Consider the following 11,767-nt stretch of genomic DNA (forward strand, 5'->3'; position numbering starts at 1 on the left):
CACCAGCTGAATCCTACGTCAGGGCAACTCAGGCGGGCCTGACAAGCGGAATGCGGCCGTGATGTGAGGAAACGCAACAATGCCTGTTTCAGGTGACGCTGCTTCTTCGCCCAGGCTACGTATTCTGGCTAAAACCCTGTCTTGGTCCGAGCGGTGCGAGACGAAAGTCCATGAGCTGGCAAGTTGCACGAGTTGGTCAACCTGGAGCTCGTAGTTGAAGGGAAAAAGCTTGCGCTCAAAGGTGCCGCGTCCAGCAAACTCTGCAGGTACGCTGCGGGTTTGGTCAGCGGGCACTCCGTCGGGTTCAACGATGGCAGTCAGTGCCTTCACCCAGTTACTGCTGCGGTCCCAAGTGTGCCAAGCAAGACCAACCACGCCGCCTGCAATCAGTACACGATCGCATTCAGCTATCGCCCTTACAGGGTTTACCCAGTGCCAGGCCTGCAGACAAGTGATGGCATCGACACTCTGATTTTCTAGAGGGATGTCCTCAGCCGAGCCAGTAGCCGTAGTGATCCGCCGCGCGACTGGATGCGGCAGCTCTTCACGTACGCTCTGGAGCACGGACAGCATGTCGACCGCTGTATCGACGGCGGTGACGTCGTGTCCGAGGGTTGCGATGGTGCGGGTTCCCAGTCCGGTGCCGGCGCCCAGGTCAAGAACTGCTAGTCGGTGTCCTGGCGAGGGTGACCCTAACAGCCACGAGATTGTGTCCGCCGACCAACCAGGGCGAACATCATCATGAAGAGCAGCCTTAGGTCTTCCAACTGTTGCCGCGCTACTGGTTAGATCCATGTCGTCCAGCCTAACGAGCAGCAAAGTGAAGACGTCTCGTCTGGGGAGAGGATCGCTTCTGATTCCGAAATTGACTGCGTCGGGGCCCTGCGGCTGGCCGCACGGCATGGCCCTTCCCGCTGACGACTTCAATGTCGAGGACCTGCTCACAAAGACCGAGTCGTCGTCCTTCAGCTCCTGGTGCGGGAACTACCCCCGGCGGCCGAACCTTAGTGTGTCCCGTGCTCACCCTGTTGAGCGTTCGCGTTCGCCCGTGCTGACCAACGACCGGGGTGGTCCTGGCTCAGGCCGTCCTAGTGGTCCTGGACGACGTTGACATACTCACCGGCGCGACCACCACAACGAAACCATCGGCATCCTCATCTGCGGCACCAAGAACGACCGCAGCGTCCGCTACAGCCTCGGCCGCTCCACCTCACCGATGGCCGTCGCTGCCTACACCTACGACACATTGCCGCCGGCCGAACAGAAATCGCTCCCCGACGAAGGGCATCTCGTGGCAGCCTTGGAATGGGCTGAACCGGACGCCGAAGGAATAGGTGGGGCGAGTGCAGAGCTGAGATGACTGACTCGGGGATCGACTTCCGTTGCATCGAATTCTTCGCCCTTAGCTGTCCAAAGAACTTTGGACAACTCTTCGGGCACGCGCCCGGAGCCAGAACGCGTTAGTTAGTTTCAGGCGGATACTGTGGCAAGCGTAGACATTACCGGCTCATCGGGTGAAGGGACGCACCGCGAAAGTCAGTCTTGTCGGCGGGAGTGGTGCGGCGCTCTTTGCACCAGCCAGCCCTGGCCGACGCGAAAGCACGGAACACTCAGGCGCTCGGTGACGGGAAAGCGAGCCGTTTAGGGCGTGCCAGATAGGCGGGGCCCACTATTGTCGCCGAGGTGTGTGACGCGAATCTTTGGTGGTAGGCAAATCCTGTTCACCAGGCAGCAACTCACTCACAGCAGCCGCAGCAGACGCATTGGCAGCCCGTTCTTCTGCAATAATCCTCTCCGCTACTTCCTTTACTGCATCCTTATACAACGGATGCTTGGTGAGGTCGGAGTCGTTCATCCTGCAGGCAGACATGATTAGGAACAAGAAGACGGCTACGGGAGAAGCATAGATCCACCCCGATGCGATCTGGGCGAAGACAAGTGGTCCTCTGTCCGACGCGGGTAGTGCCCCAAGCTCCGCAAGTTGGTGTAGGTGATCGCTACCTCGCTGCACAAAGTAGATACAGAGGCCAGTGGCCACCATATTGGCCAAAATTAGAACGACGCGATCCCCTTCGTGCTTTCCGCTCCGATTAAGCGCAGTCTGTGCTGACTCCCCCTTTCTCCTGCTTGTCACAGTAAGGCGGTGTCCTTCGAGGACCAAGATCAAGATAAACGCGGGCAGGATCTGCGCCATCAAGCCGGCTGCCTCAACTGATATAAGGAACATCTAGTTACAGTAGCTCCCGACCAGAGAAGCTGCGCGGCATGCAACAGGATGTTGCAAAATTGCCAGGCACCCGCCCGCAACTTAGCATCGTGGGCGGCTGTCAGGTTTGAATTTGAGACATATCGCCGGGGATGTACAGGAACTGCCTTTCGGAGCCTTTTCTGACACTCTTTTCCTTGCTGCCTGACGTCAGGTTGGGGTGTGCCCTAACCGGGCGTAGCACCAGACCAGAAGGTTCCTGGACCCGGTGCCCAGCGGACCAGGACCAGCGCAGATCGCCTCCCGTCGGAAGTGAGACTGACGCTGCTGTACTTGGTGTGTGAGACAAGACCGCGACGGGCGAGCGTTGCACTCCCTTCGGAGACGGTGGACATGCTGAGGTCCAACCGGCCGCCAGCAGTCTCGCGGTGACTGGGGCGGCGGACCATTGACCCGTGGGTTTAGATGACCTTTAGGGGACCTGCGCGGCGGTGGTCAGCTCGGAGGCACGGACAGGGTCGTTCACTGTCCCTGAGGGTCAGCTTTGCGTCGCCTGGCGCGTTCTGGCAGGACAACAGCGGCCCCAACGATGGCCACGACCACGGCCGCTATGAGGCCGACGATCGGCGCGTTGCTGTTGTCCGGCATTGGAGCGGGGTCCACGGCTTGAGCCGGGGCGGCGGCAGCGGAGGAGGCGGCCGCAGTCGGCGCTGCGGTCGAGGGTGCAGCAGTTGCCGACGCTGCGGTAGTTGCGTCCTGGACGGTGAAAGTGTAGCTGCCTTCAATGGGGTGCCCATCGGAGGAGACCGTGCGCCACAACACCTTGTACGGGCCGTTGCTTCCCTTGGCCAAAGCCGTGGATATGGTCGCCCCGTCAACGCTGACCTTGCCGTCACTGAGGGTCTTGCCGGTGCTGTCGGTGACGGTGATGACGCTGAAGTTCATCTCCCCGGCGCCGGTGGGTGTTTCGGAAAGGGTCAGGGACACTGTCTCCGGTGCCGTGGGGACGGTGCTGTCCCTGGCCGGCGCCGTTGATTGCAGGGCGTCGTGCGCTTGGGCCTGGGTAGCGACTACGACGGGAAGCATTGCTGCAGCTGCGAGGGCAAGGACAAGGCTGATCCGTCGGAATCTTCGCGGGGGCTGGGCGGGGTAGGTCATCTGTACTCCTGCTGTCGGAACGGGGCGGTTACTTCACTGCGTCATCGAGAAGCTGGCGAAACTGGGCTTCGCTGTTAAGGGTGAGTTTTTGCCCGTCGAGGAAGAACGTGGGCGTGCCGGTGACGCCAAGTGCTTTGCCGTCGGCGATGTCTTTGCGGATCCGTTCCTTGGTTTCTTCAGCGGCCATGGCCGCGTCGTACTTCTCCATGTCCAGCCCAAGTTCTTCGGCGAAGGTCCTGAACAGGACGTTCTGGAAGTCCTGCTTCTCGCCCCACTGCGGCTGGGTTTCGAACATTTTGGCGGCCATCTGTTCGTACTTGCCCTGCTGCGCGGCGGCTTCCACTGCCAGGGCAGCCCGGCCGGAGTTCTTGTGCGAGGGCAGCGGGAAGTAGCGGTTCACGAAGGTGATCCGATCCCCGTATTCCCTCTTCAGGTCCTCCACCAGCGGCACGGCGGCGCGGCACGCCTCGCACTCAAAGTCCAGGAACTCCACAAGCTGGGCCTTCTCCGTGGCAGGGGTGGTGAGACGGTGACTGTCCGCCCTGACGACCTGAGCGTCCGCGACCGGCTGCAGCGCCTCTGGTTTCGGCTTATTGGCAGTGAACACCCCGTACCAGATCAGACCGGCGCCAACGACGGCCGCCAGGAGGATCCAGAGGACGGAGCGGACCTTCCGGGCCGGGTCGGTGGCTTTGGTGGTGGGTGTTGCCTTTGTCATTAGTGGGGAATGCTTTCCTGGTCGCGGTGGGCGGATGGTTCTATCTGAAAAGTTGAGTGTTCGATGCTGACTTCGAAATGTTCTGTGACGCAGCGCTGCAGGTCTGCCAAGATTGTGGCTGCATGGCCGTCCATCATGCAGCCGTCCTCGACGGTGACGTGCGCGGAGAGGACCGGGGTGCCGGAGGCGACGAGGGACGCGTGCAGGTCATGGACGTCGATGACGTGCGGCAGGGCAAGGATGTGTTCACGGACCTGTGCCAGGTCAAGGCCTGCCGGGGCGTTCTCCATTAGCACGTTCAGGGTTTCGCTGAGCAGCTTTAGGGTCCGGGGGATGATCAGCGCGCCGATCAGCAGGGAAACGACGGCGTCGGCTTGAACCCAGCCGGTGACGGCGATGATGATGGCAGCGGCGATGACGGCGACGGACCCGAGGGCGTCGTTGAGGACCTCGAGGAACGCTGCCCGCATGTTGAAGTTGTGCTTGCGGTCGGAGGCGAGCACGATCAGGCCGATGGCGTTGCCGGCCAGGCCGATTATGCCGAACCAGAGCATCGTGGAGCCGCTGACTGCCGGGGGTTCGAAAAGCCGGCGGATGCCTTCGATGATGACGAAGCCGCCGACGCCCAGGAGCAGGGCCGCCTGCCCGGCGGCGGCGACGATTTCTGCCCGTTTGTAGCCCCAGGTCCGCTTCAGGGTGGCGGGTTTGAGCGCCAGCGACGCGGCGATCAGGGCGATCAGCAGACCGGCCGAGTCGGTGAACATGTGTCCGGCGTCGGCCAGCAGGGCAAGGCTTCCGGTCAGGAAGGAGCCGATGATCTCGGCGACCATCACGGTGAAGGTGATGCAGAAGACGATGACTAGTTTTCCGCGCTGAGCTGCGCCGTCACCGGCGCCGTGGGCGTGGTCGTGCCCGCTCATCCTTTTCCTCCCCAGCAAAGGAATCTGGTCATCGCTTAGCCGGTCCAGGTCCGAGCGTGATCGTCACCGGCGCCGGCTCGAACTCCGTTCCGCAGCCTGCACAGCACGTCCCGGCTTCCTCGCCCTTGGCCGCGTGCGGGAGTCCCTGCAGTGCGTCCGCTTCGTCGGTCGTGTCCGCAGCGGCGGGGGCGGGGGCGAAGCAGTCATCATCGTCCTTCGCGTGACCGGCGGCGTGGGTAGGGACGGCGCAGCAGGCTTCGCCGCGCCAGGCGTTGATGCCTTCCCGGACCGCGATGCCGGCGATGACCAGGGCGGCTCCGGCGTCGGCCCACCACCAACCCAGGGTGCTGTTTAGGACCAGGCCCACCAGCAGAACCGCCGAGAGGTAGGTGCACAGCAGCGTCTGCTTCGAGTCAGCCACGGCGGTGCGGGAGCCGAGCTCCCGGCCGGCCCTGCGCTGCGCCCAGGACAGGACAGGCATGATCGCCAGGCTTAAAGCAGCGATGACAATGCCGGGAGTTGAATGCTGTGCCTCTTCTCCGCCGGTAAGGGACCGGACGGCGTCCAAGGTCACGAAAGCGGCCAAGGCGAAGAAGGAGAGGGCGATGATCCGCAGCGTCAGGTGCTCACGCCGCTCGGGGTCCTTGGCCGAGAACTGCCACGACAGAGCCAGGGCAGAGGCCACTTCGATGACTGAATCCAGCCCAAAACCGATCAGCGCCGAGGAATTGGCGACTCCGCCGGCCCACAAGGCTACGGCTGCTTCAATGACGTTATAGGTGATGGTGGCGGCTGCGAACAGCCGGATTCTCCGGGAAAGGACGGCCCGGCGCTCAGCTGTGGGGGTCTGCAGCAGACTCGTCATGCGATGCACGTCCCGTCAGGGGCGCAGCAGGAGGGATCGACCGCGAGGACCACACCGATCAGGTCCTTGATTGCGTGGCCCAGCCGGGCATCAGCGAGCTCGTACCGGGCGCGCCTGCCGTCCGGGACGGCGACCACGAGGCCGCAGCCGCGCAGGCAGGTCAAGTGGTTGGACATGCTCTGCCGTGACACGCCCAGCGAGTCGGCAAGGTCCGACGGGTAGGCCGGGGCAGCGGAGAGGGTCAGGAGGATCCGGGCGCGGGTCGGGTCCGAGACTGCATACCCGAAACGGGCCAGCACGGGCGCCTGAGTGAGCGTTTCCATGTACTTAAAGTACAGCCGAAGATGTATTCAAGCAAAGCTGTACTGGCATTACTGCGGCCCCGGCCGAGACAATGCCTCATCAGCTTCATGTGCAGCTTCGGTTTCCCGGAACTGCTCGCTGAAGCGGAGACACTCACTACGGTCCCATAGTTCATAAACTGCATTGGGCCGAGGTCTCCGCCGCTGGCTCATCCTCCGTCGCGTCAAAGTCGTCTCGCTGTGATCGCTGCGGATGCATTGCAATCATCGTTATGGATCCAAGGACCGCAGCTGTTGTGCCCTAAACCCGCTCGGGGAATGATTCGACCTTGCTCGGGTCGCGCTCGATGATGTCGCCCAAGGCGCTATCGATTTGTTCGTGCGTTTCCTTCGTGAGGACAATGTCAGCGGCTTTGACTGTGTCATCGAGCTGTTCGGGACGACTGGCGCCGACGATGGCGGCGGAGACGTTGGGGTTTGCCAGGACCCAGGCGACGGCAAGGGTGACCAGCGGAACGCCCAGGGCCTCCGCTATCGGCTTGAGATTTTCCACGGCTTCCAGCACCGCGGGCTGCATAAACTTGTGCTCGGTCTCCAGGCTGCCGTCAACTGAGGTGAAGCGGCTGCCGGCTGGAACCGTGGTGGCGCCATATTTGCCGCTCAGCACGCCTTGGGCCAATGGCGACCAGCATACTTGGGTGATCCCGAGTTCTTCGCAGGCCGGTACGACTTCGGGTTCGATGACACGCCAGAGCATGTTGTACTGCGGCTGGCTGGACACGAGTTGGATGCCCAACTCCTGGGCCAGTTTTGCTCCAGCGCGGATCTCCTCGACAGTCCATTCGGACACTCCGATGTAGTGCGCTTTGCCTGCCCGCACGATGTCCGCGAACGCCCTCATGGTTTCTTCCAGTGGGGTTTCGTAGTCGTAGCGGTGGGCCTGGTAGACGTCCACGTAGTCCGTCTGCAGGCGCCGGAGGGAGCCGTTGATGGATTCCATGACGTGTTTGCGGGACAGGCCACGGTCGTTCTTGCCTTCTCCGGTGGGGAAGAAGGCCTTGGTCATAACCTCGATTCCTTCGCGGCGCACCCCTTTCAAGGCTTCGCCGAGCATGGTTTCGGCTTTGGTGCCGGCGTAGGCATCTGCGGTGTCGAAGGTGGTGATGCCCAAGTCCAACGCCTTGCGTACACACGCCGTGGCGACGTCCTGGTCTACGGTTTCTCCGTGGGTGGACCAGTTGCCCAGTGCGATGGAGCTGACGTACATGCCGCTGTTGCCGAGTTTGCGATACTGCATGAAGTTTCCTTTCAGTGGTTTTCGGGGTGAGGAGCCGAGGAACCCGGGTCGATAAATGAAGCGCGCAAGGTGCGCGGTGGGGCGGTGCTTTCACGGATTATCAGACGCGTCTGGCGGGAAGTGGCTGCGGGCGGTTCTCCGTGCAGGGTGTCTAACAGGATTTGCGCGGCATCCTGCCCTTGTCCGGCGACGTCGTGGTCCATGGTGGTCAGGCCCACCACGTCGCAGAGTTCGTGGTTGTCGAATCCCAGCACTGAGAAATCTTGCGGTACCTCCAGGCCTGCCTGGCGCAGGATCTTCAGAACGCCGAAGGCCATTTCATCGGAGGCAACAAACGCAGCTGTCGGGGGCACTTCCGTGACAAGCAGTCGCGATATGGCGGCCGCGCCACCGTCGACGCTGTTCTCATCGAATTGGACCAGGTCCTCCCCGGCATCCAGTCCGGCCTCGGCCAGCCCTTCGCGGTAGCCCATGAGCCGCTCCAACGGCGGCACACCGCCTAAATTGCTGCCTTCCTCATCGCGGATGCCAATGAAAGCTATCCTTTGGTGGCCGAGATGCAGCAGGTGCCTCACGGCGGCCCGCCCGGCCCCGACATTGTCCACAGATACCGATCCGACGCCGTCGGAGTGCCCGCCAAGCAAAGCAACCGCCTGGCCTTGGGAAACTAGGGAATCCAGCTCTTCGCGGCTCGGCTGCAGTGCCACGATAATGACTCCATCCGTCCGGCCGTGCAGCTGGGCCGTGCCGAAGAACCTCTCACGCTGCCCGGGAGTGGCCAACTCGTACAAGAGCACATCGAACCCGGCTTCCCGGAGCGCATGCGCCGCCTCGCCGATGACCTTTCCGAAAAACCACTTGGCCAGCACCGGCACGACGATGCCGACAGTCATTGTCTGTCCTGTCGCAAGACGCGATGCAGCGGGAGACGCCGAATACCCCAACTCCCTGGCTGCCGCTTGCACGCGCTTGCGAGTAGCCGTCGATACGCCGGGAACTGCTCTTAGGGCCCGTGAAACGGTGGCCACTGACACTCCGGCGCGTTCCGCGACCAGTTCAACACGGACTACCATGCACATCATGCTAGCGCCGCTGAGCGTCCACGCGCAAGCGCTTGCAAACCATATGCAGGAAGGTTTGCGTTATGTGGACGTCAAGACTGGCGGAGGCTTCAGGCTTGGACGAGCAGCCCGGTACCGAACATTATGGCGATACCGGTGATGATGCCGGCGACGGTCAGCGGTGTCAGGGTTTGTCCGGTCCTGTCCTTAAGCATTGGCAGCAGTTTGATGGCTACCTGACCTACGGCTCCTGCGCCCAGGCCCAGGAGGAACGCGGAAAGGGTGGGCTGGTAGACGGTCGCGCCAATCAGGGAACCGAGCACCGCGGGCGCCCCTGCGATGAGGCCTAGTAGCCCGAGCCTGCCCAGGCCAGGCCGTTCGTGAGCTAGGGGTGTGACGATGGCCAGGCCTTCTGTGGTGTTGTGGATGGCAAAGCCGACAATCAGCGACGCGCCCAGGGCAAGTGAACCGACAGCGTAGGCCGAGCCAATTGCCAGGCCTTCACCGAGGTTGTGCATCCCGATGCCTACGGCAATGAGCAGGGCCAGCCGTCCGGGGGGCAGCGCCGCCACGGAACCCGCGCCGGGCCCGCCTTTGTGCCGGCGCATCCATGTATCGGTGGCTTCCAGGATCAGGTAGGAGATGACGGCTCCGAGGATGACGACGAGCGGTCCGCCGAAGGAACTGGTGCCGGCGACGAGCTCGAAGGCCTCGAGCGTGGCGTCCAGGGTCAGGAAGGCAAGCAGGCCGACGGTGAGGCCCAGCAGCGCCCGAACCCAGGCCGCGGAGGAACGCCGCACGAACGGCATCCAGAGCATTCCCATTGCGACCGGGATGACTCCCACATAGATTCCGAGCAGCGCCATCAGGCCGAAGAAGGCGCTGCTCCGTTCGGGGCTGGGTGCCGCTGCGTCAATGGCGGCAGTGATTTTTCCTCCGGCGGAGGTGACCAGCGCCAGTTCGTAGGGATCCCCCTCGACCCAGCTGTAGCTGACGGTGATGATGCTGGCCTCCATCGGGGCCAATGATTCTCGGGTCTGGGTGAATGCGGCGTAGTAGTCCGAGACATTGACCTGGGCGATGGCTACGGGGTCCGGTCCCTCGTTACGGACCGTGAGGACGATCTGGCCCGGGGTGAGGCTGATGTTTTCAACCGCGACTTCCTCCTTGGGCGGGACGCCTTCGGAGAGTTTGGCGAGTCCGGGTGCGTTCAGAACGGAAAACAGGCCCAGCAGAATCGCGATCAGGACCAGCGGTCCCAACCCGAGCATCCAGCGCGGCACCGGTGTCCGGTTGTGCGGTGCGGCTGCCTGTGCTGCGGCTGTCTTTTCATCAAGGCTCATGGTGCGCTCACTTCGAAGAAGCCCATCCAGCCCAGTTCGGCGAATTCGGTCTTGTGGGCGTGGAACATGTACTTGCCTGGGTACGGGAACCGGAGTTCCACGATGCCGCGCTGGCCCTGCACCTGCGAGATGGTGTCCGTGAACTCGCTGGGGGTCAGCATGGTCCCCGTGGGGTAGTAATGGAAGAAGTTCCCATGCACGTGGAAGGAATTGATCGGGTCGTATTCAAGGACGTTGATCAGGTGGATCCGCACCAGCTCGTTCTGCTTGACCTGCACGGGGAAGTCCATGAAATGGAACGGCAGGCCGTTCACGGAGTAGAACTCGTTGTCGTCGCCGCCGTCGGTGTTGTAGCCGTTCATGACCATCACCATTTCGTTGTCGGCCTTCGGACGGCCTTCCTTGGGCTCGATAATGAAGCCGCCGTAGAGGCCCTTTGCGATGTGCGGGGCCAGCGGTGACTGGTGGCAGTGGTACAGGTGTGTGCCGAACGGGGTGGCATCGAATTCGTAGGTGAAGCTTTGGCCCGGGGCGATGGACCCGGCTCCGATCCCGGGGGTGCCGTCCATCTCGGCCCGGTGGACGCCGTGGAAGTGGATGGTGTGGGGGTGGGCGCCGGCGTTGGTGAAGTGGATCCGGAGGGCATCGCCTTCCTGCGCCCAGAGGGTCGGGCCGGGGATCCGGCCGTTGTAGCTCCAGCCCGGGAACGTCACCCCCGGTGCGATCTCGAAGTCCTTATCGACCGCGACGATGTCCCATTCCCGCAGGGTCCGGCCGTCGGGCAGGGTGCTGGTCTTGCCCCGGTCGAAGTCGTGCAGGATCGCGGTCGGGTCGATGCCGGCACGCTCCGGTGGAACCGATCCGCCGGCAAAACCGGCATGCCCGGCATGGTTGGTCGAATGGGCAGGACCCGCGTCCGTTGAAGGTTCCGGGGCAACCGAAGACCCAGCCGGGGCCTGCGTACCGTGGGTCCCATGCCCGGACGCCGGCTCTGGGTCCTTGTCCAGTGTCGCCCAGGCGCCAACGGCGGGAAGGGCGGCGAAAACCGCAGCGCCGGAGAGCATGCTCCTGCGGCTGGGCATGGCCTTGACGGCAGATTTCGGCGACCCGTCCATCTAATCTCCAATGATCAAAAACTTTTGTTAGCCCAGTCTAACATTCATGTTGTGTTGGTAACATCAGAACATGACTGTCTCCGATCTGACCGCCCCCGCACAGGACTATCTGAAGATGATCTGGTCAGCCACAGAATGGTCACAAGCCCCCATCACGGTCAGCGCCATGGCCGAGCGTTTGGGCGTCAAACCCTCTACGGTTTCTGATGGGATCCGGCGTCTGGCCCGACAGGGTCTCGTCACGCATGCCCCTTACGGGAAAATCGAGTTGACCGCGGACGGGCGTGAGCACGCCGTTCAAATGGTGCGCAGGCACCGGCTGCTGGAGACTTTCCTTGTCCAGATCCTGGGCTACGGCTGGGACGAGGTGCACGATGAAGCCGAAATTCTCGAACATGCAGTGTCGGACACCATGGTTGAACGCATCGCTGAACGCCTCGGCCACCCGACCAAAGATCCGCACGGAGACCCTATCCCCACGGCGAACGGTGGGCTGCCACTGCCCCAGGGCTTCCAGCTCGCCGAAGCTGAACCAGCAAGGGTGCTGACGATAACCAGGATCTCGGACTCAGATCCGGACATGCTGCGCTATTTTGCCGAACTCGGCTTGGGACCCGACACAGAACTCACCGTCTTGGCACACCGCCCCTACGCGGACATCACTACCGTCCGGCTGCCAGACCGTGACGTTGATCTTGGCCCGTCAGCGGCAGAAGCGATCTGGGTCATCGCCAGCTAACTGCGTACGGTAGCCGGTAACGAATGCCCGTGATGCTGCCCCT

General features: G+C 62.7%; 11 protein-coding genes and 1 pseudogene. 2 read left to right on the forward strand and 10 right to left on the reverse strand.

What is annotated here, in order from left to right:
* Positions 1 to 18 precede the first annotated feature (18 nt).
* The gene (locus FHJ30_RS02975) at positions 19 to 903 is read right to left on the reverse strand and encodes a class I SAM-dependent methyltransferase (RefSeq protein ID WP_306669406.1); all 885 of its coding nucleotides are present in this window, start codon (positions 901 to 903) and stop codon (positions 19 to 21) included.
* A gap of 223 nt (positions 904 to 1,126) precedes the next feature.
* Between FHJ30_RS02975 and FHJ30_RS02980 the strand changes: the two are divergent.
* Positions 1,127 to 1,360: pseudogene (locus FHJ30_RS02980) on the forward strand (PDDEXK nuclease domain-containing protein); the annotation flags it as partial.
* Between the two features lie 1,368 nt (positions 1,361 to 2,728).
* Here FHJ30_RS02980 and FHJ30_RS02985 read toward each other — a convergent pair.
* The 9 genes from FHJ30_RS02985 to FHJ30_RS03025 all read right to left on the reverse strand — a co-directional run bounded on the left by FHJ30_RS02985 (position 2,729) and on the right by FHJ30_RS03025 (position 10,985).
* Complete coding sequence (locus FHJ30_RS02985; protein WP_139027792.1) at positions 2,729 to 3,364, reverse strand: copper resistance CopC family protein; 636 nt, start codon at positions 3,362 to 3,364, stop codon at positions 2,729 to 2,731.
* Positions 3,365 to 3,392: 28 nt separating this feature from the next.
* Positions 3,393 to 4,082, reverse strand: coding sequence for a thioredoxin domain-containing protein (locus tag FHJ30_RS02990; RefSeq protein ID WP_139027793.1), 690 nt, complete (start codon positions 4,080 to 4,082; stop codon positions 3,393 to 3,395).
* On the reverse strand, positions 4,082 to 5,002 hold the full coding sequence (locus FHJ30_RS02995; protein WP_139027794.1) for a cation diffusion facilitator family transporter: 921 nt from the start codon (positions 5,000 to 5,002) through the stop codon (positions 4,082 to 4,084). Before FHJ30_RS02995 ends, FHJ30_RS02990 begins: the two co-directional genes overlap by 1 nt.
* A gap of 28 nt (positions 5,003 to 5,030) precedes the next feature.
* On the reverse strand, positions 5,031 to 5,867 hold the full coding sequence (locus FHJ30_RS03000) for a cation diffusion facilitator family transporter (protein WP_139027795.1): 837 nt from the start codon (positions 5,865 to 5,867) through the stop codon (positions 5,031 to 5,033).
* Positions 5,864 to 6,190 carry a helix-turn-helix transcriptional regulator gene (locus FHJ30_RS03005; protein WP_139027796.1) on the reverse strand — a complete coding sequence of 109 codons (327 nt, stop codon included), beginning with the start codon at positions 6,188 to 6,190 and terminating at the stop codon, positions 5,864 to 5,866. The genes FHJ30_RS03000 and FHJ30_RS03005 overlap by 4 nt, the downstream gene beginning before the upstream one ends.
* Positions 6,191 to 6,470: 280 nt before the next feature.
* Positions 6,471 to 7,466, reverse strand: a complete 996-nt coding sequence (locus FHJ30_RS03010) for an aldo/keto reductase family protein (RefSeq protein ID WP_139027797.1) — start codon at positions 7,464 to 7,466, stop codon at positions 6,471 to 6,473.
* Positions 7,467 to 7,477: 11 nt separating this feature from the next.
* On the reverse strand, positions 7,478 to 8,548 hold the full coding sequence (locus FHJ30_RS03015) for a LacI family DNA-binding transcriptional regulator (RefSeq protein ID WP_139027798.1): 1,071 nt from the start codon (positions 8,546 to 8,548) through the stop codon (positions 7,478 to 7,480).
* A gap of 89 nt (positions 8,549 to 8,637) precedes the next feature.
* Positions 8,638 to 9,870 (reverse strand): ZIP family metal transporter, encoded by a 1,233-nt coding sequence (locus tag FHJ30_RS03020; protein ID WP_139027799.1) that lies wholly within the window; start codon positions 9,868 to 9,870, stop codon positions 8,638 to 8,640.
* Complete coding sequence (locus FHJ30_RS03025) at positions 9,867 to 10,985, reverse strand: multicopper oxidase domain-containing protein (RefSeq protein WP_240793558.1); 1,119 nt, start codon at positions 10,983 to 10,985, stop codon at positions 9,867 to 9,869. Before FHJ30_RS03025 ends, FHJ30_RS03020 begins: the two co-directional genes overlap by 4 nt.
* Before the next feature lie 70 nt (positions 10,986 to 11,055).
* On the opposite strand from FHJ30_RS03025, the gene FHJ30_RS03030 reads away from it, so the two are divergent.
* Positions 11,056 to 11,724 carry a metal-dependent transcriptional regulator gene (locus tag FHJ30_RS03030; protein WP_139027800.1) on the forward strand — a complete coding sequence of 223 codons (669 nt, stop codon included), beginning with the start codon at positions 11,056 to 11,058 and terminating at the stop codon, positions 11,722 to 11,724.
* Positions 11,725 to 11,767 lie beyond the last annotated feature (43 nt).

The sequence above is a fragment of the Arthrobacter sp. BB-1 genome, from assembly GCF_006151685.1.
Classification (GTDB): domain Bacteria; phylum Actinomycetota; class Actinomycetes; order Actinomycetales; family Micrococcaceae; genus Arthrobacter.

Coding starts and splice junctions, on each gene's coding strand:
- FHJ30_RS02975 (WP_306669406.1), bottom strand. CDS start 903: ATGCCGTGCGGCCAGCCGCAGGGCCCCGACGCAGTCAATTTCGGAATC.
- FHJ30_RS03000 (WP_139027795.1), bottom strand. CDS start 5,867: ATGACGAGTCTGCTGCAGACCCCCACAGCTGAGCGCCGGGCCGTCCTT.
- FHJ30_RS03005 (WP_139027796.1), bottom strand. CDS start 6,190: ATGGAAACGCTCACTCAGGCGCCCGTGCTGGCCCGTTTCGGGTATGCA.
- FHJ30_RS03010 (WP_139027797.1), bottom strand. CDS start 7,466: ATGCAGTATCGCAAACTCGGCAACAGCGGCATGTACGTCAGCTCCATC.
- FHJ30_RS02985 (WP_139027792.1), bottom strand. CDS start 3,364: ATGACCTACCCCGCCCAGCCCCCGCGAAGATTCCGACGGATCAGCCTT.
- FHJ30_RS03025 (WP_240793558.1), bottom strand. CDS start 10,985: ATGGACGGGTCGCCGAAATCTGCCGTCAAGGCCATGCCCAGCCGCAGG.
- FHJ30_RS02995 (WP_139027794.1), bottom strand. CDS start 5,002: ATGAGCGGGCACGACCACGCCCACGGCGCCGGTGACGGCGCAGCTCAG.
- FHJ30_RS02990 (WP_139027793.1), bottom strand. CDS start 4,082: ATGACAAAGGCAACACCCACCACCAAAGCCACCGACCCGGCCCGGAAG.
- FHJ30_RS03015 (WP_139027798.1), bottom strand. CDS start 8,548: ATGATGTGCATGGTAGTCCGTGTTGAACTGGTCGCGGAACGCGCCGGA.
- FHJ30_RS03020 (WP_139027799.1), bottom strand. CDS start 9,870: ATGAGCCTTGATGAAAAGACAGCCGCAGCACAGGCAGCCGCACCGCAC.
- FHJ30_RS03030 (WP_139027800.1), top strand. CDS start 11,056: ATGACTGTCTCCGATCTGACCGCCCCCGCACAGGACTATCTGAAGATG.